Source organism: Selenomonas sp. WCT3 (assembly GCA_900100835.1).
GTDB lineage: Bacteria > Bacillota > Negativicutes > Selenomonadales > Selenomonadaceae > Selenomonas_A > Selenomonas_A ruminantium_E.
The window spans coordinates 212,505-233,372 of sequence record FNCM01000002.1 but is presented as its reverse complement, the minus strand read 5'-3'; the positions used below and the strand labels follow the sequence as shown (position 1 = coordinate 233,372).

The 20,868-nt window shown below is 53.8% G+C and carries 27 protein-coding genes and 1 tRNA gene; 19 read left to right on the top strand and 9 right to left on the bottom strand.

Features of this window, described 5'->3' with window-relative positions; genetic code table 11:
* The first annotated feature begins 19 nt into the window (after positions 1-19).
* The 10 genes from rsxC (at position 20) to BLQ36_RS02815 (ending at position 9,893) form a co-directional block, all read left to right on the top strand.
* On the top strand, positions 20-1,375 hold the full coding sequence (rsxC, locus tag BLQ36_RS02860) for an electron transport complex subunit RsxC (protein ID WP_074513875.1): 1,356 nt from the start codon (positions 20-22) through the stop codon (positions 1,373-1,375).
* Entirely contained in the window at positions 1,372-2,355 is a 984-nt protein-coding gene (locus tag BLQ36_RS02855) for an RnfABCDGE type electron transport complex subunit D (RefSeq protein ID WP_074513874.1), read from the top strand. Before rsxC ends, BLQ36_RS02855 begins: the two co-directional genes overlap by 4 nt.
* Positions 2,355-2,903 carry an RnfABCDGE type electron transport complex subunit G gene (locus tag BLQ36_RS02850; protein WP_074513873.1) on the top strand — a complete coding sequence of 183 codons (549 nt, stop codon included), beginning with the start codon at positions 2,355-2,357 and terminating at the stop codon, positions 2,901-2,903. Before BLQ36_RS02855 ends, BLQ36_RS02850 begins: the two co-directional genes overlap by 1 nt.
* A 1-nt stretch (position 2,904) precedes the next feature.
* Entirely contained in the window at positions 2,905-3,555 is a 651-nt protein-coding gene (rsxE, locus tag BLQ36_RS02845; RefSeq protein WP_074513872.1) for an electron transport complex subunit RsxE, read from the top strand.
* The gene (locus BLQ36_RS02840; protein WP_033170468.1) at positions 3,555-4,130 is read left to right on the top strand and encodes an electron transport complex protein RnfA; all 576 of its coding nucleotides are present in this window, start codon (positions 3,555-3,557) and stop codon (positions 4,128-4,130) included. The genes rsxE and BLQ36_RS02840 overlap by 1 nt, the downstream gene beginning before the upstream one ends.
* A 14-nt stretch (positions 4,131-4,144) precedes the next feature.
* Positions 4,145-4,978 (top strand): RnfABCDGE type electron transport complex subunit B, encoded by an 834-nt coding sequence (gene rnfB, locus BLQ36_RS02835; RefSeq protein ID WP_318260897.1) that lies wholly within the window; start codon positions 4,145-4,147, stop codon positions 4,976-4,978.
* Between the two features lie 35 nt (positions 4,979-5,013).
* Positions 5,014-6,315, top strand: coding sequence for a M18 family aminopeptidase (locus tag BLQ36_RS02830; protein WP_074513871.1), 1,302 nt, complete (start codon positions 5,014-5,016; stop codon positions 6,313-6,315).
* Positions 6,316-6,456: 141 nt separating this feature from the next.
* Positions 6,457-7,419, top strand: a complete 963-nt coding sequence (locus BLQ36_RS02825) for a TAXI family TRAP transporter solute-binding subunit (protein ID WP_074513870.1) — start codon at positions 6,457-6,459, stop codon at positions 7,417-7,419.
* Between the two features lie 66 nt (positions 7,420-7,485).
* Complete coding sequence (locus BLQ36_RS02820) at positions 7,486-7,971, top strand: DUF1850 domain-containing protein (protein ID WP_412582211.1); 486 nt, start codon at positions 7,486-7,488, stop codon at positions 7,969-7,971.
* Complete coding sequence (locus tag BLQ36_RS02815) at positions 7,968-9,893, top strand: TRAP transporter permease (protein ID WP_074513868.1); 1,926 nt, start codon at positions 7,968-7,970, stop codon at positions 9,891-9,893. Before BLQ36_RS02820 ends, BLQ36_RS02815 begins: the two co-directional genes overlap by 4 nt.
* Before the next feature lie 81 nt (positions 9,894-9,974).
* Here the strand turns inward: BLQ36_RS02815 and BLQ36_RS02810 are convergent, their stop codons facing one another.
* Positions 9,975-10,172: a hypothetical protein gene (locus tag BLQ36_RS02810; RefSeq protein ID WP_074513867.1), complete on the bottom strand. Its 198-nt coding sequence runs from the start codon at positions 10,170-10,172 to the stop codon at positions 9,975-9,977.
* A gap of 196 nt (positions 10,173-10,368) precedes the next feature.
* Between BLQ36_RS02810 and BLQ36_RS02805 the strand changes: the two genes are divergently transcribed.
* Positions 10,369-10,457: transfer RNA gene (locus BLQ36_RS02805), tRNA-Ser, on the top strand.
* A 186-nt stretch (positions 10,458-10,643) separates the two neighbouring features.
* Here the strand turns inward: BLQ36_RS02805 and xerC are convergent.
* Both xerC and BLQ36_RS02795 read right to left on the bottom strand, forming a co-directional pair.
* A complete protein-coding gene (xerC, locus tag BLQ36_RS02800; RefSeq protein ID WP_074513866.1) occupies positions 10,644-11,864 on the bottom strand; it encodes a site-specific integrase in 1,221 nt (406 codons plus the stop codon).
* 307 nt (positions 11,865-12,171) lie between these two features.
* Positions 12,172-12,612: a helix-turn-helix domain-containing protein gene (locus tag BLQ36_RS02795; protein WP_074513865.1), complete on the bottom strand. Its 441-nt coding sequence runs from the start codon at positions 12,610-12,612 to the stop codon at positions 12,172-12,174.
* Between the two features lie 244 nt (positions 12,613-12,856).
* Here BLQ36_RS02795 and BLQ36_RS02790 point away from each other — a divergent pair, with 244 nt between their 5' ends.
* From BLQ36_RS02790 to BLQ36_RS02755, 8 genes are all read left to right on the top strand, one after another.
* Positions 12,857-13,069: a helix-turn-helix domain-containing protein gene (locus BLQ36_RS02790; RefSeq protein ID WP_143102209.1), complete on the top strand. Its 213-nt coding sequence runs from the start codon at positions 12,857-12,859 to the stop codon at positions 13,067-13,069.
* A gap of 20 nt (positions 13,070-13,089) precedes the next feature.
* Positions 13,090-13,434: a helix-turn-helix domain-containing protein gene (locus BLQ36_RS02785; protein WP_143558660.1), complete on the top strand. Its 345-nt coding sequence runs from the start codon at positions 13,090-13,092 to the stop codon at positions 13,432-13,434.
* A gap of 64 nt (positions 13,435-13,498) precedes the next feature.
* Positions 13,499-13,711 carry a hypothetical protein gene (locus tag BLQ36_RS02780; protein WP_074513862.1) on the top strand — a complete coding sequence of 71 codons (213 nt, stop codon included), beginning with the start codon at positions 13,499-13,501 and terminating at the stop codon, positions 13,709-13,711.
* On the top strand, positions 13,696-14,208 hold the full coding sequence (locus tag BLQ36_RS02775) for a hypothetical protein (RefSeq protein WP_074513861.1): 513 nt from the start codon (positions 13,696-13,698) through the stop codon (positions 14,206-14,208). The genes BLQ36_RS02780 and BLQ36_RS02775 overlap by 16 nt, the downstream gene beginning before the upstream one ends.
* A gap of 2 nt (positions 14,209-14,210) precedes the next feature.
* The gene (locus tag BLQ36_RS02770) at positions 14,211-14,771 is read left to right on the top strand and encodes a hypothetical protein (RefSeq protein ID WP_074513860.1); all 561 of its coding nucleotides are present in this window, start codon (positions 14,211-14,213) and stop codon (positions 14,769-14,771) included.
* Positions 14,772-14,801: 30 nt separating this feature from the next.
* Positions 14,802-15,368: an N-acetylmuramoyl-L-alanine amidase family protein gene (locus BLQ36_RS02765; protein WP_074513859.1), complete on the top strand. Its 567-nt coding sequence runs from the start codon at positions 14,802-14,804 to the stop codon at positions 15,366-15,368.
* A 76-nt stretch (positions 15,369-15,444) separates the two neighbouring features.
* Entirely contained in the window at positions 15,445-15,753 is a 309-nt protein-coding gene (locus BLQ36_RS13300) for a hypothetical protein (protein ID WP_143558659.1), read from the top strand.
* 918 nt (positions 15,754-16,671) lie between these two features.
* Positions 16,672-18,045 (top strand): FlxA-like family protein, encoded by a 1,374-nt coding sequence (locus BLQ36_RS02755; protein WP_074513857.1) that lies wholly within the window; start codon positions 16,672-16,674, stop codon positions 18,043-18,045.
* A gap of 58 nt (positions 18,046-18,103) precedes the next feature.
* Here the strand turns inward: BLQ36_RS02755 and BLQ36_RS02750 are convergent, their stop codons facing one another.
* The 6 genes from BLQ36_RS02750 to BLQ36_RS02725 form a co-directional block, all read right to left on the bottom strand.
* Positions 18,104-19,579 carry a DUF4885 family protein gene (locus BLQ36_RS02750; RefSeq protein WP_074513856.1) on the bottom strand — a complete coding sequence of 492 codons (1,476 nt, stop codon included), beginning with the start codon at positions 19,577-19,579 and terminating at the stop codon, positions 18,104-18,106.
* 78 nt (positions 19,580-19,657) lie between these two features.
* A complete protein-coding gene (locus BLQ36_RS02745) occupies positions 19,658-19,807 on the bottom strand; it encodes a YvrJ family protein (RefSeq protein ID WP_074513855.1) in 150 nt (49 codons plus the stop codon).
* 12 nt (positions 19,808-19,819) lie between these two features.
* A complete protein-coding gene (locus tag BLQ36_RS02740; RefSeq protein ID WP_074513854.1) occupies positions 19,820-20,035 on the bottom strand; it encodes a DUF2922 domain-containing protein in 216 nt (71 codons plus the stop codon).
* 13 nt (positions 20,036-20,048) lie between these two features.
* Positions 20,049-20,255, bottom strand: coding sequence for a hypothetical protein (locus BLQ36_RS02735; RefSeq protein WP_074513853.1), 207 nt, complete (start codon positions 20,253-20,255; stop codon positions 20,049-20,051).
* A gap of 77 nt (positions 20,256-20,332) precedes the next feature.
* Positions 20,333-20,545, bottom strand: coding sequence for a DUF2922 family protein (locus tag BLQ36_RS02730; protein ID WP_074513852.1), 213 nt, complete (start codon positions 20,543-20,545; stop codon positions 20,333-20,335).
* Between the two features lie 20 nt (positions 20,546-20,565).
* A complete protein-coding gene (locus tag BLQ36_RS02725; protein WP_074513851.1) occupies positions 20,566-20,787 on the bottom strand; it encodes a hypothetical protein in 222 nt (73 codons plus the stop codon).
* Positions 20,788-20,868 lie beyond the last annotated feature (81 nt).

The following is a 20,868-nucleotide window of genomic DNA, read 5'->3' as shown; positions in this document are numbered from 1 at the left end:
AGCTATGAGGTGATTGTTCATGTTCAGGAGTTTTCTTGGTGGGATTCATCCGCACGATGGCAAGGAACTGGCAAAGGCTAAGCCCATTGAGGTGATGCCGGCGCCAAAGGAACTCGTCGTGCCAATGAGCCAGCATATCGGTGCCCCCTGCACCCCCTGTGTGAAGGTGGGGGACCTGGTGAAACGGGGGCAGCTTATCGGCACGAGTCCGGCTTTTATGCATGCGGATATTCATGCCCCGGTATCTGGTAAGGTCATCCGCATTGAAGAGCGTCCCCATTCGGGGCGCATCAGCTGTTCCGCTGTTGTCATCGAAAACGACGGGGAGGACAGTTGGGCAGACGGTCTGCCGCTGGAGCGGGATTGGACGGCGATGACGAATGAGGAGATTCTAAACGCTATCCAGTCCGCGGGCATTGTCGGTATGGGGGGAGCGACCTTTCCGGCCCATATCAAGTTAAAACCGTCGAAACCCGTGGATATTCTGATCCTCAACGGCGCTGAGTGTGAGCCGTATTTGACTGCGGATTACCGGCTGATGCTAGAGTCACCGGCGCAGGTGGTGGAGGGAACGCAGATTCTTGCCCGGGTGCTGGGGGTCAAGCGCAGTGTGATTGGCATCGAGGACAATAAACCGGAGGCTATTGATGCGTTGAAAAAGGCTGGCGCGGGAACCGGCATCGAGGTGGCAGCCCTCAAGACGAAGTATCCCCAGGGGGCAGAGAAGATGTTGATCAAAGTGCTGGCAGACCGGGAAGTTCCCATGGGAGGGCTGCCCATGGATGTGGGGGCCGTGGTGCAGAATGTAGGGACGGTGGCGGCCATTGCCGATGCGGTGGTACGCGGGGTGCCCCTTACGGAGCGGATTATGACCGTTTCGGGGGATGCCATTGCCGAACCGAAGAACCTGCGGGTGCGCATCGGTACGAAATATAGTGATGCTATTGCCTTCTGCGGTGGCTTTAAAGAAGAACCAGATAAACTGCTGGCGGGTGGCCCCATGATGGGCATGGCTCAGTTTACGGATGAGGTTCCGGTGATGAAGGGATCCTCCGGAATTTTGGCCTTGACCCGCAGGCTTACGGAGCATGGCCCAGAAATGAACTGCATCCGCTGTGGCCGTTGTGTCAAAGCCTGCCCCATGGGGCTGGTGCCCAGCATGTTATCGATACTTTCCCAGCGTCAGGATTTTGCGGCTTGCCGTGATTCCTACGGTTTGATGAACTGTGTGGAGTGTGGCTGTTGTACCTATATTTGCCCCGCGAAACGGAATATCGTGCAGTATATCCGCAACGCCAAGGGCTTTGTGCGGGCGGAGATGGCAAAGGCGAAAGCCAAGGAAGAACCGGCGAAGAAAGAGGGGGCGAAGGCATGAGTGAGTATACGATTTCTAGTTCCCCGCATATTCGCGATGGTGAGACGATCCCGGGGATTATGTGGCGGGTAAATGCAGCGCTGCTACCAGCGGCGGCATTTGCCGTCTGGTGGTTTGGCCTGCCGGCACTGGTCAATATGGTGGTGGGCGTCATCTTTGCGGTGGCGTCGGAGTACATCTGGCAGCGGGCAATGCACCAGCCGATTACGGCTTTTGACGGCAGTGCCTGCATAACGGGACTGCTATTGGCGATGTCTATGTCGCCGGTCTTGCCGCCGTATATGGTGGCAATCGGTTCGGTGCTGGCCATCGTGGTGGCCAAGCAGTCCATGGGAGGCTTGGGGTTCAATATCTTCAATCCTGCCCATATTGGCCGGGCGGCGCTGATGGTCTCTTGGCCGGTGGCAATGACCACTTGGACGAAGATGCAGGACATGAGTGCTGGGGTGGATGCCATGACCAGCGCAACGCCGTTGAATATCCTTAAACTGCAGGGGTATGATGCCCTGCTGGCAACCTTTGGCGGTCAGGCAGGTCTGTATTGGAATATGTTTATCGGAACCCGCAATGGCTCCTTAGGGGAGACCAGTACGGTGCTGCTATTGTTAGGCGGCCTGTATCTGATTGGGAAGGGGTATGTGAATTGGGTGGTGCCGGTGGTCATGATTGGCACCGTTGGTTTGCTGACCTTTGTCTTTGGCCCTGCGGGGCTCTTTACTGGCGACCCGCTTTTCCATATGATGGCCGGGGGCTTGATGCTGGGGGCGTTCTTTATGGCTACGGATATGGTTACGATTCCCATGACGGTCAAAGGGCAGGTCATCTTTGCCGTCGGGGCTGGGGCCCTTACGGTGTTGATCCGTCTGTTGGGCGGCTATCCGGAGGGCGTCTGCTATTCCATTCTCTTGATGAATGCGCTGACGCCGCTTATTGACCGCTTTACGAAACCGCGTATCTTTGGGGCTGGAGGTGACAAGTGATGGCTGAGGAACATTCGATTGTGAAGATTGCTTCGAATTTGGCGATGGCCTGTTTTATCTCTGGGGTGGTCATTGGCTCGGTCTATTACGTGACGGCTCCCGTGGCGGCGCAAAAGGCAGAACTGATGAAGCAGGAGTCCATGAAGGCCTTGGTTCCCGATGCGGATTCCTTCCAGGAAGTGAGTGGACATGAGGGCTGGTTTGCGGCGGTAAAGAACGGTCAAACCACCGCCTATATCGTCCCCAGTGAGACCAAGGGTTATGGCGGTAAAATCAAGCTGCTGGTAGCGGTGACGGTGGACGCCAAGGTCATCGATTACAATATCCTGGAACACAACGAGACGCCGGGCCTCGGTGATAATGCGCAGAAGCCCGCCTTCCGGCAGCAGTTCGCTGGCAAGGGAATGGAACATCTGGTGGTCACGAAGGACCCTGCGGATAAAGAGGACATTCAGGCTATGACCGGTGCGACGATTTCCTCGCGGGCGGTGGTGCTTGGCATCAAGCAGGCAGTAGAGGAAGTTGCGGCCTTGCAGGGAGGGAAATAAAATGAAGGAATTATGGAATATCTTCAGCAAGGGACTGGTGGCCGAAAATCCGATTTTTATTCTTGCCCTGTCCCTTTGTCCTGCCCTAGCGGTTACTACAAGCGTTGTCAATGGCCTTACGATGGGGCTTACGGTTACCTTTGTCATTACGACGAATAACGTGGTGGTGTCCATCGTGCGCAAATGGGTAAATCCTAAGGTGCGTGTGCCGGTTTACATCACTTCGATAGCGACCATCGTTACGGTGGCTCAGCTGGTTTTGCAGGCCTATTTCCCCGAACTTTATAAGGCGTTGGGTATCTATTTGGCCTTGGTGGTGGTGTTTGCTATCATTTTGGCCCGGGCGGAGGTCTATGCGTCGAAACACGGTGTGGTGAAATCCTTTGCCGATGGGTTTGGCATGGGCTGTGGATTTACGCTGGCCATGCTGATCATTTCAGTGATTCGCGAACTCATCGGTGCCGGGACGATTCTAGGTATGCCGGTGTTTGGCGACGGCTATGAGCCGATGCTGATGATGGTATTGCCACCGGGGGCCTTTATCCTGATTGGCTATTTGGTGGCGGCCACAAAAACCTGGAATAAACATGTGGAGGAGAAGAAGGCCCAGGAAGCCCGCCGCATGGAGACGATGAAGGGAGCTGAGTCGTAATGGCAGAATATCTTACCTTATTTATCGGCGCAGTTGTCGTCAACAACTTCGTGCTGACCAAGTTTCTGGGGCTTTGCATTTTCTTTGGCATATCCAAGAATCTCAGTGCTTCGGTGGGGATGGGCATGGCGGTTACTTCAGTTATGACCATGAGCTCGATCCTGGCCTGGATTGTGTATTTCTTTGTGCTTCAGCCCTTGGGGCTGACGTTCCTGACGACAATTGTATTTGTCGTGCTGACGGCAAGTTTTGTACAGCTGCTGGAACTCATCATCAAGAAACAGGCTCCTGCCCTCTACAATATGTGGGGCATTTACCTGCTATTGATTGCCACCAATTGTATCGTGCTGGCCGTGCCGCTGCTCAATGTGGAGAACAGCTACAGCCTGCTTAAGAGCATTGTGTTTGCCATTGGTTCAGGACTTGGCTTTGCCTTGGCTATTATTTTGATGGCATCCCTGCGGGAGAAGCTCGCCTATGCCGATGTTCCGAAACCCCTTGAGGGGATTGGCATCGCCTTTATCTTAGCAGGAATGCTTTCCCTGGCTTTCCTCGGTTTTTCGGGGATGCTGTGAGGAGGTTGTGACTGATGATGAATACTGCGGTTATGATTATTGTGGTGCTGGTGGGGATCGGTACTTTTTTTGGCGTGGTGCTGGCGCTGGCAGATAAGAAATTTGCCATGGAGGTAAATCCCCTTATCCATGAAGTAGAGGATATATTGCCCAAAGGGCAGTGCGGCGCTTGCGGATTTGCTGGTTGCGCGAAATATGCTGAGGCAGTGGTGGAAGATGAGAGCGTGCCGCCAAATCTCTGTGTGCCGGGCAAGGCAGCAGTGGCGGCAAAGGTGGCAGAACTCACGGGGAAAAAGGCTGAGGCTGCCGAACCAAAATATGCGCATCTGAAATGCCGTGGAACGAAAACGGCGGCAGTAATGGCGGCCCGGTATGAAGGCATCCGGGACTGTGCGGCGGCAAAACTCATTCAAGGTGGGCCCAAGGGGTGTAAATACGGCTGCATTGGGTTTGGCAATTGCGTGCGAGCCTGTCCCTTTGGTGCGCTTTCCATGGGGGCAGATGGGCTGCCTGTGGTGGATAAGGCCATTTGCACCGGCTGCGGCAAATGTGTCTCGACCTGCCCGCAGGCGATTTTGACACTACAGAGTTTTGAGGCTCCGGTACAGGTTGAATGCAGTTCGCATGATAGGGGGCCGGTGGCGAAGAAACTCTGTCAGAATGCCTGCATTGGCTGTGGCCTTTGTATGCGCAGCTGCGAACATGGTGCGATCAAGATTGACCGGTTCGTGGCCGTGGTGGATCAGGAAATCTGCAAGACCTGTGACAACCCCACCTGCCTTGCCAAGTGCCCGACCAAGGCGATACAGGAACTGGTGGCAGGGCGTATGATGAAGGAGGTGGTATAATACAGGTGGCATATTTTTAGTAAAGGATTGATTTTATGAATACTGAAACTGAAGAATTACTGGACTTTGTTGCGGAGTGTCCAACGCCCTTCCATACTGTTCAAGCCAGTGCGATGCGGCTGCGGCTGGCAGGGTTTCGAGAGCTTTCGCTGACGGATTCCTGGCAGATCGAGCGGGGCGGAAAGTACTTCGTGACGGTATACGATTCGACGCTGCTGGCCTTCGTGGCGGGAGAGTCCGATGGGCAGCTGCGGATGGCGGCGGCTCATACGGATTTTCCCTGCTTCCGGTTAAAACCGCAGGCTGGTATGGTGAAAGAAAAATGCGGCCTATTGAATGTAGAAAAATACGGCGGTTTGATTTTGCGAACTTGGCTGGATCGGCCGTTGTCCTTAGCAGGAAAAATCGTGGTTCGTGGCGAAGATGCCTTTAATCCGGAAATCCGTCTCGTGGATTTTCAGCGGCCGCTGGTGACAATCCCCAGCTTGGCCATTCACATGGACCGGGAGGTAAATGATGAAGGAAAACTCAATGTCCAGACGGATATGCTGCCACTGGCAGTTGCCTTCGGCGGAGTGGAATCTTTGGAGGCAGATGCTGATGCCAAGACTTTTTTCGTGGATTGGCTGGCAGAGGAACTGGGTACAGCCGTTGAGGATATCCTTTCCTATGAGTTATCCCTTTATCCGGTGGAACATGGTTGTACGGTAGGTTTGCATGAGGAAATGGTATCTTCCCCGCGGCTGGATAATCTCACTTCGGTAAAAGCCTGCCTGGATGGAATTTGCGGGGCAGCGGAGACCGGCACGGGTATCCGGCTGATTGCTCTCTTTGACAATGAAGAGGTGGGGAGCTGCACGAAGCAGGGGGCGGCGTCCGCCGTTCTTATGCAGGTGCTGGAGCGCTTGTACACTGCCTTGGGAAAATCCCAGGAAGACCTGCTGCGGGATATTGCCGCAGGATTCCTGCTCTCGGTGGATGTAGCCCATGCGGTTCATCCCAATTATGCCGATAAGGCGGACCCGGCTGTCCGGCCGGTGATGGGGGCGGGGCTCACCTTGAAGCAGGCCTGTTCCCAGTCCTATGCCGGGGATGCGGAAGCTGTGGCGGTGGTTCGCGGCCTTTGCGAATCGCAGGGCATCAAATGGCAGCAATTTGTCAATCGCAGCGACAGCCGTGGCGGCTCTACTTTAGGCTCGATTGCCTCGGCTTTGGTGCCTATGCGTACCATGGATATCGGGGTTCCGATCCTAGCCATGCATTCGGTACGGGAAACCATGGCGGGGGCAGATCAGGAGGCCTTGTCAAAACTCCTGCAAGTGTTTATGGGTGATTGAGTGTGTAATGTATACAGATATACTTTACAAAAGACAATATTTTTTATAGCATGCTTGTTGATTATGTATATATGCTATGCTATAATTACATACGTGGTATGAAAAATATTGTATGCAAAAATGGACATAGGAGGCGTTTGTATGGACTTTGGTAAATTCAAGAAACTGGCAGCCATTGGCATGGCTATGGTTGTTTCGGCAGCAGTTCTCACCGGTTGCGGTGGCGATGACGGCGGCAAAAAATTCCTGAATATCGCGACGGGCGGTACAGCTGGTACCTACTATCCAATCGGTGGCGCAATGGCAGAAATCCTCAACAAGGATATCAAAGGCATGAACGCCAGTGCTCAGAGTACCGGTGCTACCGTGGCCAATATCAATATGCTGAAGGATGGCTCGGTGGATCTGGCTATTGTTCAGAATGATATTACCTATTACGCTGTGAACGGCACGGAGATGTTCCAGGATAAGAAAGTGGACAACATCCGCGGCATCGCAACGCTGTATCCGGAGACTTGCCAGTTTGTAACCCTGGACAGCTCGGGGATCAAATCCATCAAGGATTTGAAGGGCAAGAAGGTGGCCGTCGGTGCAGCTGGTTCTGGTGCTGAGGCAAATGCCCGCCAGATTCTCGAAGCTTATGGCATCACCTATAACGACATTGAAGTTCAGTACCTGTCCTTTGCTGAAGGCGCCAGCGCCCTCAAGGATGGCAATGTGGATGCTGCTTTCCTGACGGCGGGTTATCCGACGGCATCGGTTCAGGATATCAGTTCCCAGAACAAGATTCGCCTGTTGCCAGTGGACAGCGACAAGGCTGAGGCGCTGATTGCGAAGTATCCGTTCTACACGAAGACGACGATTCCGGCAGGAACCTATGCAGGGTTCAACGAGGAAGTTCAGACGATTTCCGTTATGGCTATGCTGGTTGCTACGGATAAAGTCGATGACAAGCTGGGCTACGAGATTGCCAAGGCAATCTTCTCGAATCTCGACCGGTTGCAGGCAGCTCATTCCGTTGGCAAGCTCATCACGAAAGATGGTGCGATGAAGGGAATGTCCTTGCCGATGAACGCTGGTGCCGAGAAGTTCTTCAAGGAATAAGAAAAGCAGTTAGCCTTCCTCAGTATCATTGAGGAAGGCTAATTACGTAGGAGGAAAGTGACAAAATTGTGTTGGTGGAAACGGCCAGTGGTTTGGCTGGGTATTATCGGCATATTGCTGGGGGGCGGATATATCCTCAGCAGACCGTGCCTGTTTGTAAAGGCCGGTGGCAGCCGCGTGGCGGTGGTGCAGGCAGCGCCTGGTACGGAATTTTCCATCCGCTTCATCCATTCGGTGCAGAAAACGCCAGTGGAAGAAAACTTAGCCGTCGATGCGGATGGTCACAGTTTTGTTCTTCACTCCACAAAGTATCAATCCTTTGGTGTCGGCCTGCCTTTCCTGGAAGGAGAGGGGGACTTCCGGCAGGAAGGCGATTATTACATCATGGATAATATGGAACGGCATTTCCCGTCGCTGACGCTCCGAACTGGGGTGGGCACGAAGCTGACCCTGTTTCTGGGGGGGCAGGAATACCGTATCTATGAATCATATCCACCGGGAACGCCGGTAGAAATCTATGTCAATTCATTAGGAAAGGGTTTGTTATCATGAAAGAGTCTGAAGCAAAGAGAGCCGAGGACGTCCTGAAGGAATTCGATAAAGAGTCCGATACCATGGAGTATACGGGCTTTATGGCGAAAATCGTGGCGGCCATTGCCATCGCGTTCTCGGTCTTTCAACTTTATACCGCTACCTTTGGTGTGCTGGATGCACAGCTGCAGCGCGGTATCCATCTTGGGTTCGGTTTGGCGTTGGTCTATCTTTTATACCCGACCTGCAAATCCTGGTCGCGGCATAAAATTCATCCCCTTGATTTGGTGCTGGCTGTTTTGGGAGCGGCTGCTCCGGCCTACATCATCTACGAATTCCAGAATCTTGTGCTGCGGGCTGGTACCGTTTCGGATGTAGATTTGGTGGTAGGTGCTGTGGGTATCCTGCTGGTCATTGAGGCTACCCGCCGCGTCGTAGGCCTGCCGATGGTTTGTGTGGTCTTGGTATTTTTAGGTTATGCTTTTGCTGGCCCGTATATGCCGGGGGTGCTGGCCCATCGTGGCCTGACCCTTTCCCAGTTGGTCAGCCATCTGTATTTTACGACGGAGGGTATTTTTGGTATTCCCCTGGGTGTTTCTTCTACCTTTATTTTCTTGTTTATTCTCTTTGGTGCTTATCTGGAATCTACGGGCTTGGGCAAGTTCTTCATTGACCTTGCCAATGCTATTGCCGGTTGGGCCAGTGGTGGCCCGGCTAAAGTGGCAGTGCTGTCCTCTGGCTTGATGGGGACGGTTTCCGGCAGTTCGGTTGCCAATGTAGTTGGTACGGGGTCCCTTACGATTCCTATGATGAAAAAGCTGGGGTATCATAAGAATTTTGCTGGTGCCGTTGAGGCGGCTGCTTCCACGGGTGGCCAGTTGATGCCGCCGGTAATGGGAGCCGCAGCCTTCCTGATGGCGGAATTCGTCGGTGTGCCGTATATCGATATCGTCAAAGCGGCTGTCGTTCCGGCCTTGCTCTATTTCGCTGGCGTGTGGCTGGGGGTACATTTTGAGGCAAAGCGCAAGAACCTTAAAGGTATTCCGCGCGACCAACTGCCGAAAATCCTGACGCTATTGAAGGAGCGCGGTCATTTGGCTTTGCCGCTGATTATCATTGTTTATCTGCTGGTGTCGGGGTATACGCCGATGCGCGCAGCCTTGGTGGCAATCGTCTTGTCCATCATTTGCTCGGCCCTTCGCAAGTCAACCCGCATGAAACCGATTGAGATTGTTCGGGGCTTGGAAAAAGGTGCCCGCAATGTCCTGGGGGTACTGGTAGCCTGTGCTGCAGCTGGTATTATCATCGGTGTGGTAACCAAAACGGGTGTTGGCCTCAAATTGGCCTCCGGCTTGTTGGAATTGTCCGGAGGTATGCTGCTGCCGACCATGTTCTTTACCATGATTACAGCTATTATTCTGGGCATGGGCGTGCCGACGACGGCTAACTATGTCATTACGTCGACAATTGCTGCGCCGGCACTGGTGCAGATGGGGGTTCCGGTTCTGGCGGCGCACATGTTTGTCTTCTACTTCGGCATCATTGCCGATGTAACACCGCCGGTGGCACTCGCTGCCTATGCCGGTGCGGGCATAAGCGGTGGCAATGCGCTGAAAACAGGCGTCAACGCTTCGAAGCTGGCCATTGCGGCCTTCATCATTCCGTATATTTTCGTGCTATCGCCGGTTATTCTGATGATGGAAGGAACGGCTGTCGACTTGCTGTTGTCGACGGTTACGGCTCTCATTGGAATGGTAGCTCTGTCTTCGGCTTTGATTGGTTATCTGGCAGACAATTGCCGTACGCCAGAACGCATCCTGTTGGTAGTGGGCGGCCTTTTGATGATTAAGCCGGGACTCTTGACGGACGTTATCGGAATTGCTATCTTCGTCATCATCCTGTTGTTCCAGCAGAAAAGGAAACAGCAGATACAAACGGTGTAACTTGGATTTTGTCGCTGAAATCGTGCGATAAAAGGAAAAGCCCCCGGATTTCGTAATCCGGGGGCTTTCTGCGTCATCAGCTCATTTTTTACTGCACAGAGCCTTCCTCAGCACTGCAGAGCTCATAATGTCGCTATGACGGTCAAAAGCTGCCTGCATTTTTTGACCTAGTCCTACCGCCTCAAGAAGGACATCCTCAGCTTTGGCTTGAAGCAGGAAAAAATCCTCCTCCAGTAAAGCGAAGCTAGCGGTGGCCCGGTCAGCGTTTTGTTTATTCAAACCATAACCTCCCGATAGAGTGTCGTCGGTCTGTGCAGGACCGCAAGTTTATTATAGAGGAAAGAATCAGGATATGCAATAAGAAACGATAATTTTTTTAAGAAACTTTTAACGATATATATTCTCTTTTATTACATGAAATATCTTTACAATAATCAATCGCCTGTGGTATAATATTCCTGTTCGCAACGAACACGGAGAGGTGTCCGAGTGGTCGAAGGTGCTTGACTCGAAATCAAGTGTGGTTAATAGCCACCGTGGGTTCGAATCCCACCCTCTCTGCCATTGAGATTAAAGGGCTCGCGCGATTTTGCGTGGGTCTTTTTTGCTGTGTTTTTTAGAGGTTCAGCGGGTAATTAGCGGGTAACACGGAGGTATTTTTCCAGCCGTTACAGGCCATTTCGGGACGTTTTTCCGTCAGATAGGTCGGGACGAACAGGCAGATTTTTCTGCTCTGGTCGTCCCCTTTTTTCATTTCAACTGATATGATTTACTTTTATCACACTCTCCAAAATCCACGATATTATCCATATCTTCCTGCAGCCAGTTGCTGACCGCAGTCTTTTTTTCTTCATTGATATGTGTATAAATATCCATAGTAATTTGGATAGTGCTATGGCCCAGCTGCTCCTGAATATCCTTGAAGTCAAACTGGTGGGACGCCTTCATCCGACTGGCCATATCGTGGCGCAACATATGAAAGGTCGTCTGGATGCCCAGCTTCTTGCGGACTTTGGTGTACTGGGAAGAAAAGACGCAAGGGCTGATGTAGTCCCCGTCCTTATCCGTGAACACCATTTCCGGGTGCTCCCAGTGGCCATTCTGCAACCGCATTTTCATCTGCTGGACTTTGTAGGCCGCAAGCTCCTTGCAGAGGGCAGGCGGCAGATAAAGCTGGCGGCGGCTCTTTTCCGTCTTGGGCTGGCTCAAATAGACCGGGTACGCCTCCATCCCTTCTTCCTTCTGCCCGTTGACCAGTGCATGGCGGACTTTCAGCCAGCCTTCATCAAGATTCAAGTCCTCCCAATGGAGGGCCAAAAGCTCCCCGCGTCTAAGGCCGGTCATAAATTCAACCAGCATCATCTGCCGCCAGCAGTAATAGATGGACGGTGCCTCAATCAGCGCCTCCCGTTGCTCCTTGGTGGGTGCCACAAAGGGACGCTTGGGCGGTTTCTTGGGCAGTTCCAAATCCTCGGCAGGATTTTCCGGAATGAGCTTTAACTTCACCGCCCGCCGAAACGCCATGCGCAGAACCGTCCGAAAATACTGCGCCTCCCGATAATGGGTGTAGAGCCGCTTATTGATGATGTTCTGCAGGTCAAAACTGCACAAGGATTCAAGGTCAATACTGCCCACATACTCCTTGGCCAGGTCGAGCATGAGCAAATAACCCGCCGCCGTATTCTGTCGGATATGCGGCCGCGAATAGGTATCAAACCAGCGGTCAAGCCACTGGCCCACCGTCATGCTGCAAGCCAAAAGTGCCGTCTGACTTGCATACTTTTCCTTGAGCTCCGCTAGTGCCGCCTGCGCCTCCTTGCGGGTACGGGTGTATTTCGTCCGCTTGATGAGGCGGCCTGTCCGCCCGTCAAAGCCCACCGTTATCTGGGCAACCCAGCGGTCACGGGTGCTGTCCTTGTAAATCGAACCTTCGCCGGCACAACGATGTGCCGATTTCTTTATCGTTGTCATTTCCTGTCACTCCTTAACGTCGTCACAGGAAAGGCATGGACTTATCCACCAAAATGTGGATAACCTTGTGGATAAACTGTGAATTTCTTGTGATTAACCGGTGGATAACGGGCAGGGTTGGTACTATTGCGGGCACATCTGCGGGTACAACTGTGGGTACAACTGCGGGCACAATGTGCCCTGTGGATAGCCGCTATCCCTTGGGGCGCAAGGCCTCCAAGGCTCCCTAAGACGAACCCTATTTGAAGACATAACCTTCTATATAATAGTAGTGGGTAGGCTCTGCCCAAACACCGTCAATCCTATATCATGACTTGCTGGATTTATTGCTGCTTTTCTTATTGCTGTTCATACTGGATAAAACTAACTCCACAGCCTGCCGCTGCTCCGGTGAGAGAACGGCCAGCTGCTCGACAATGCGGCGGTTCACGGTGTCCCGATTGGCTCCGAGAAGATAATCCACCGTGACATCAAAGAAGGCCGCGATGCGCGGCAGGCGGTCAACGCTGGGAAAGGCTCTGCCCTGCTCCCAGTTGGCATAAGTGGTGCTGGGCACCCCCAAGATATCCGCCATTTCATTTTGCCGTATATCCAAATCCTGCCGCAGGGATTTAATCCGCTTGGGAAACAGGTTATCGCAAGCCTCCTGAGCAGCCAAATCAGCGAACCTTGCCGCTAAATCAGGACGCTCCTCCCGTATTGACCGGTCAGATTTTGCCACGCGGTCTTTGTTGCTCTTGTCGTTCATGGCACACCTCCTTTCACCCTTATTTTACCATAGTCTACCGCAAAATACCACAAAATACTGTTAAAATACGATAAAATCATTACATTTTGGTAGACAGTGCGCCCGAATAATAGTATAATAAGACTAACAGATGGGGAGTAATGTTTCAAAACCAGTTATTTTCTAGTAGTTCGGCAGATTTTGACTGGTCAATGTCCATGTGGGTAGGTACTCCCATCTGAATAGCAGGAAAGGCGTGGATGAAATGGCAGAAACAAGCAAGATTCTTTTATCGGTGCAGGAGTTTTCGAAAATCACAGGGCTGGGGGAAAAATCCATCCGGCGGCTCTCCCATGTGCGGGGGTTTCCAGCTATCCGCATCGGACATCGTATTATGATTCACAAACAGTCAGCAGAGGACTGGCTGGCAGACTATGCCGCCCATCAGGACGCCTGCCTGCCGTCCATTGAAATCTAATGGATACGGTGGGCGGGTGGATGCAGGAAATCCGCTTTTTTTACAAGCGGCAGCTGGCCTTCCCGTTATCCACCCATGCGCAGGCATTATGGTCTTATCTGATGTATCGGGGCAATGAAGCCTTTTGGCATTTTCCCCTGCGGCTGTCCCTGCTGGAACTGGCCGGGGGTACGAAAATGTCCGTGACCATGGTCAAAAGGGCCCGGCGGGAGCTGGAGGATTACGGTTATATCCGCCACACCGCCTTTGGAGGCAACAAGCCTGCAGGCTATTACCTGCTCTCGAACATCAACATCGGTCAGCCCCTTGCGCCCCGCCCGTCCAAAGTGAAGGCGGCGAGTGAGGGCAAGGTTGACCCGTCATAACGACATCAGGTGTCCTGATCCACGTGGGGGTGGGTCAGGGCACCCGGTAGGGGGAGATTTGACATTGAGAATTACGCGAGAAGTTGGATTCGAGGAATACACAGAATTTAGCGGCAGGACAGCCGTGGAGTGTGCGGTCTTGGAGGTGTATCGGCGGGCGCGGGTTCCCCTGTGCGTTGACCGGTCAACCATGGTCGCCTTAGTGAATGGCCGCCCGGTGGCCAGAGTTGCCCGGGCAGAGGAGAAAGGAGCGGTACGGACATGGAACGAAGCATAAGATTAAGGATTGACGGGCCGCAGGCCCTCTATATCGCAGATTGTCTCGAACGAGAAAAGCCCGCCTCAGAGGTTTTGTCCGGGCCGCCCACCCTCGCCGCTTACTGGCGGCAGCTACTGGATGAACGGCTGACTTCTGCGGGACTTTTCCTGTGGGTGCCCCTGCATATTGCGCCCCATAGCGTTGACCTTACGGAGGACGCTGACCTTTCCGGCAGCGATATACTGGATATTTCCCTTGCGCTGGGGGATTTTGGCTACACCCACATGGCCCGGCTTTGGGCCCAGCTCTATGCCAGCCTTGCCTGGAATGTGGCCCGGGAAATTCTGCCCCGCTGTGCCATGCTGGGACAGGATTATATCGACTTTTCCACCATCGCAGGCCGCAGGCTTTTTGAAAACGGCATGAATATCCGCGACCGGGAGCACGGCATCAAAAAGCGCCCGCCTCACGGTGTGCGGGAATATGTGGTAATGCAAATGTTCGGGGAGGTGTGACCATGTTATCGGCCAAAGCACAAAATCTCCTGCAGGTCATCACCGCCCGGGGCGGGGGCTACTTTGACGAATACTGGCTGCGGGATAAGACGGGATTAAGTCACGGCAGCATTGTGGCCGCCCGGCAGGAACTGGTGGCCGAGGGGCTTCTTTCCATCACCAAAGAGAGCCGCAAGCTCATCTATACCTTGACCAGTCAACAGGGCGAAAGCGGTCAGCAGGAGGAAAAGGGCCAAGGGAAGGCCGGGGACAATCCCAGCGGTGAAGTCCCCCTTGCCCCGCCCACCAATAACAGGCCTGCCCCTTCTGCCACGGCCCCTCCGCCCGCCGCCAAAACGCTCCCCGCCGCCCATGACAGCTTTCTGCCTGCCATGCCCCATGTCGCGGGGAATTTCTACGACTTTGACGAATGGACGGACGCCCTGATGAACGCGCTGGGCTCCTGTGTTGACATCAGCGAAAGCCTGCTGGAAGAAGGCACCTATACCGTATACTCCCACGAATACGAAGGGGAGGACACCTACCACACCTGGCAGACCGAGGACGGTTTTGTGGTAGAATAAGCCCTCTGTGGAAAGAAAGGAAGCGACTCTATGCGTGTATTCCTAAACCCCGGCCATGCTCTGGGCGGTGACCCTGACCCCGGCTGTGTCAATCCCACCTGCCGCTTGCGGGAATGTGACCTTGCTCTGACCTATGGCTCCCTGTGCGGCAAATACTTGGAGGCGGCGGGGTGCTCCGTCCAGCTCCTGCAAAGCCACAACCTCTATGGCGAGGCCCCGGGCTTCCCCTGCGTAGTGGATGCCGCCAACGCATGGCCTGCGGATGTATTCATCAGCATCCACGTCAACGCGGGCGGCGGGCGGGGCGCAGAAACCTTCTGCTACGACACGGCAGGCGCGGGCGGCAGACTTGCCCGCTGCATCCAAAACCAGCTTGTCAAAAGTCTCTCCCCCTTTGACGCAGGCTATAAAGACCGAGGCATTAAAGCCCATCCCTCCTTCTGCGTCCTGCGCCATACCACCATGCCCGCCGTCCTCGTGGAAACCGGCTTTATTGATAGCGCAGACGTCACCCTCCTGACCCAGCACGGTGACGACATCGCACGGGCCATCGCCCGGGGGGTGACGGACTACGCAAATTTTCTTGCCAGCCCCTAGCAGAAATGGTATAATGAAGCTACAAACGATGCAAGAGGGTAGACCACAAGTTTACACCGGTAAAGGAGCCTGCAGCTTGGTAACCTGCAAGGCTCTTTTATTATGCCCGATACAGAAAAAGCACCAATGCAATGCACTGGTGCTTTTCTGCGTCATCCGCCTGATTGGTAAGGGCAGACAGGTGACAGTTTTACCGGTTGCCGCTGTTACGGGTTTTGTCGTAGAGCCATGCAGCAATGAAGCTGCTGACTACACCTACGACAAACGATGCCAGAAGGTTCTCAACCACAAGCCTCACCTCCCTCGCTGCCGTGAGATTCCCATGGTAAGAGGTAGCGGCAAAAATAGTATAGCACAAAATCACGGCAATGTGCGCGTAACGTGAACAAAAAATATATACTTTGACCGTGCCCAGGCTGTTGTGGCGGGACGTGCGGGCGCACCTCCCGCTCGTCACAATCCGGCATCTGCAGGCCGTGGCCTTGTCGGTCAAAATCGTCAGCAAGGCGGGCGGCACTGCGGGCAGGGGGCCGTCTCTGCACATGGACGCATCCGCGTCCATTCTCCGCCCCCTTTCCCCCTACGGCCCCGTCCAGCGGGGCCTACCCCCTTACCCCTGATTTCCTGTCCTGCGGTGCTGTGGCTCCTCGGTCAGGAAGGGGAATAATGTGCCACGGGATAGGGGGACAGGGGGCTTGGCAGCCCTCCCTGCGGTCGGGACGACTACGGCGTCCAGCGAGAGCGGAGTGGGATAACTCGCGCCGCCGTACCGCCCTGCCCGCAGTGCCTCGTGCTGACCTCATAGACTGGTGGAAGCCTGCTCGTCGATAGGGCGTATTCGGTTTGTGTCCGCCTGCTCGGGTGGGCAGGAAACCTGCCCACTTCGCAGCAGACACTTTCCGTTGCTATTGATGGAGCGATATAATAAGAAACTGGTTCGCTTATCCCGCAAGAAAGAAGTTGACCCGTCAGGCGGGGCAGGACAGCGGGGCTTCACTCCTGCGGCCTTTCGGTCGTCAAGCTCCTGCCTGTACGGGTGCTCAGGTCTTCGCACTATTTCCGTACAGGTAGGAGTTTTCCTCCCTCCAGCACTTCGTCACTGCGCCCCGCAGACCTGCCCGGGCACAAGCGGTCACAGGCTACGGGGTGTCCGTTGGCTTTGGTGGACAGCTTCGCTATCCACGTCGCCAACCGACACCTGCCATCCCCGCTTTTTTTCAAAATTCCCTTAATAAATTGCAGGAATTATCCGATATATAGGTTGAGAATATTTAGGAACGGAACTTTTCAAGGAGGAAACATCGTGAAAATTGACAGCATTGCCAATGTGCCCGGCACTGGCATGAAATACCAATCCCCGGTCACAGTCAAGCAGGAAGACCCTATGGCCACGCCTGCCTATACGGTGGAGATTGCAAGCACACGAAAAGAAGAGGCGGCCAAAATCGCCCCGACCCTTGCAGACAAGCGCGGCCAGCTGCTATCAGACAGCACTCTCATGGACAGGGAAGCCACCCGGGCCATGAAGGCCAGCAGTCAGACCCAGACTCCGCTGTGGGAAATCACCGCTACGGACATCAGCATGGATTTATTGAGCAATCGGAACGGCGATACCAGTGCAGGCGTTTACATGGGGATTTTGCGCAGCAGTTACGGCTGGACGAAAAACTTTGATGCGGACGTTGTTGCCCGGCAGGAAAAATTCTTTCAGGCGGCGGACAACATACAGCAGGGCGGTGCCAAAACCTTCCTGCAATATAACCAGCTGTATGCAGGCATTACCCAGGCCGCCGCAGAGCGGAGCAACGAGGGAACCATTGAGGGCTGGAAGAAGGACGGCCAATGGTCAGCGTCATTGGAAAAATTCTATCAGGAGGCCAAGGACTACGCCAGTACCCTGCAGGGAAAATCCGGCGTACTGCTGGCCGTGGACTTAGTATATAAATCCCCCCAGCACCTGAACGCTGCCAACGACATCGAAGCCAGCAATTTAGGTTCCATGGCTCATGTAGGCGTAAACCTGCTGAATTTCATGGCTAACCATCAGGAAGGGGAAGCCATCTGGATAAAAGCCGTACAGGGCGAGTACAAGGATGCAGACGAACTCTATGCCGCCCTGACGGAAGATGGGCATGAGGATTTGGCTGCTGCCCTGCAGGCCAATATCGAAGAAGCCCGCAGCCACATAGGCAGCGGCAGCATGAAACTGGATAAATCCGTGGGCCAATTCTCTTACAAGGCCAATATGGGCGAGCTGTGGCGGGAAACCGTCGGCGAAGAGGCCTATCAGGACTTTGCACAGAAATTAGGCCTGTCCGAAACGAAGGTGAGATTTTCCGCCAAGGATTTGGCCGCCATCGCCCAAAGGGGCAAGGAAGGACTGGCCGATTTGCGGGCCAATCCACAAAAGCGCGATGAAAACGGCTTTCTGGTGGACAATAAGGAAGACCAGGACGAACCTGTTGCCAAAAACAAGCAAGGCGAAGAACAGATAGCCGCCCTGCGGGAAAAAATCCAACGCCTGCGCCAGCAGATTTCCGCCCTGCACAAGAATTTCAACCTATCCCCGGAAGCTATCGAGAAACAGGCGGCAACCTATCAGAAGATGATTAACACCTACCAGCAGCAGATTGCCGACATACAGCTGCAACAGCTGGAACAACAAAGAAACCGCTAATCCATAACAACCAGCGGGGGCTGACCAGTCAATTTGACGGTCAGCCCCCGCTTTTGCCCTATGCTTCTTTATGGCAATAGACCCGTTCTATCCATTCGGTTTCGCCCCAGCCGTATTGTTCTTCCTGTCCTAAGTCATAGATATGGCCATTGCGGTATTCGATGCTTACATCAAAGTCGGAACAGGGGTCCCAGCCTTCTTCTACACGCTTGTATAGCTGCTGTTCGATTTTATATACCGCCACCTCATTATCCGCTATCACCTTGGACATATCCTCAGCGGCATCATATAGCCGGTCTAATACCTTGGGGGGCAGCAGTTCTTCATGCCGGTTGGCATACTTTTCAGCAATTATCAGTACATCCTCGATTTCCCGCAGGGTCATGGGGCGAAAATAGGCCTTTACCTTGTGCTGCAGCCGCGCAGGGTTCATGGAGGCAATCACATTCCGCAGGAGTTTCCGGCGGATGTCCTCCTGATTTAAGGTCTTTTCCATGATGGAGGCCGCCGGCGTTCCCTCATGGCCCACAACGCACCAGCCGCCGCGCCGGGCGGAAAAGTCAAAGCGGAAATTCCAATGGGTAATGTCGATATTTCGGTTGCCCATTTCGGCTGCCCAGTTGGACAAAAAGCCATTGCATACCATTTTGTCCAGTGTTTCCCGGGATTTTTTCAATAACATCTGTGGCCACGCAGATTCTTTTAGCGTCGCGGCATTCAGCCAGCTGGGCGTGGCAAAGTCTTCTTCGTTATCGCCTATCTTGCGCAGATTGGCCTCCCATTCTTCCAGCCATTGTGTCTGTCCGTCGCCGTACTGGTAATGGCTGTAATCGTAGAGGGAGCCGTTTTCATAGCGTATCTTGTGCGCATCCTGCGCCCAGGTCTTCAAGGCCTCCTTGTCCGCCTCGTCTGCCTTCATGCAGCTGCAATAGGTCATTTCCCGAATGTGTTCCGACAAGGCGCGGCCATTGCCCGGGGTGCGGTTGAGGACGTTTTCGACCCGCTTTAGCAGAGAAGCATCTGCATCCCCGATAACGTGGATTTTGTAGTCCGTGGTAACGGTGAAATCCAGCGAAACATTTTCCGGGATTTTGATATTTGCCGCCGTAAAGATATTGTCCAGCTGCTTGTTGATAATCTGCCGCTGAAAGCGCTTTTCCAAAGCCTCCTCCATGTCGCCTCTCATCACCGGCTCGCCTTTGAGGATAGGCTCGATAAGCATCCCCGTGCCAATACTGCCGGAGCCATCATCGTTCAAAAAATTCCATAATGTCTGCACATGATTAAACTGCATAAGGTCGGTCATGTCATAGCGCTTATACAGGATGGCGCCGGGATTTTCACTGTGCTGCAGCTCCACGATTTCATCATGGAAGTTATCGGCAATAATCTTTCCCTTCCGGGCGTTGATTTCCACCGTATACTCGCTGTCTGTGCTGAGATACTGCCGCTTTTCATTGGCAATGCGGTCACTGTTCTTGGTATAGACGTAATTACCGCTGGCATCCAAGTGACCTACTTTGTTATAGAGCATCGTTTTCGCCTCCCCGCAGAAAATCGCTCCAACCACTTATATTATCGGATAACCAGCTGATTTGTTAAATGGATTTTGTCATTTCTCCAACCGTTTCAGCTCCTGTATAAGCTCTCCCAGCTTGTCGGTGAATTTGTCCATGGACTTCTGGAAGCTGGTGAGGAGGTAAAAGGTCACCACGATGGGAAAGCCCACGGCGGAAATGGCGGTGAGTATGGTCTGTTCCATTTTCCGCCCTCCTTATGGCAAAGCCTGCTCATCCACAATGCGCAGGTAGGCCTTTTTGAAGGCGGTGGCCCGCACACCGTTCTCGGACAGGATGACCTCGCGCTTCAAGAGTTCAAACATGGCCGTATGGACTTCCGCTTCCGTCAGGCCCTCCCGGGGGTAGGGGATGGCCAGCGTCATGGTCTTGCCGTTTTCCAGCCAAAGGATAATCATCAGTGTTACTTGCATAAGCCAGCCCTCCTCATTCTGCTAAATCGCACATATCCAGCCGCTCGATGCCGTGCAGGGGGAGCGTCTGCAAGCCTGCAATGGTCTTGGCGGCCAGGAGCAGATCGTCATCGGCAGCCTCGGGATTGACCGTCAGATTGATGTTTTTGCAAATCACCCGGTCGTAGTCATAGCCATACTCGCAGGCGATTTTCAAGGTGGTGGTCGGATTCTTTCGCATAATTCTTCCCTCCTATGAAAACAGGAGGCCGCAAGGTTTCCCCAGCGGCCTCCCCTTTAGGCGCAAATGCGCTGCCCTTATTCCAGTTCCGTCTCCTGAATGGTGCGGACGTAGGCCCGCTTAAAGGCCGTCACCGGGTTGCCTGCAGAAAGGACGGCCTTCTTGGCCACGATTTCCTCTGCCGCCGCAGCCACATCGGCCTTGGCCACATCAGCCCGGGGGTCGGGAATGGAAATGGTGGTGTTTTTGCCGTTTTCCACCGCAAACTCAATCAAAAGCGTTTCTTTCATGGTCTAGCCCTCCCTTAACCTTAGTGTTCTTCTGCCAGCGTACTTGCGTCAATGCGGCCAATGCCGTCCACGGGGTACTTCTGCAAGTTGCTGAGCTTGCTCCCGATGGAAAGCACGTCCCCGTCGGCAAGTTCTGGATTGACGGACAGGTTGACAAAATCATGGGTTTCCTTCCCCGTACTGGACGTGCCAGTGACACGGGTGATTTTCAAGGTGGTGGTCTGTTTCGTGCGAACAGTCATGTTGTTTCCCTCCTTATGGAACTCTGTTTCCTAGCAAAAGAGCCGCCGGATTGTCACCCGGCGGCCCTCTTGCGGAATGAC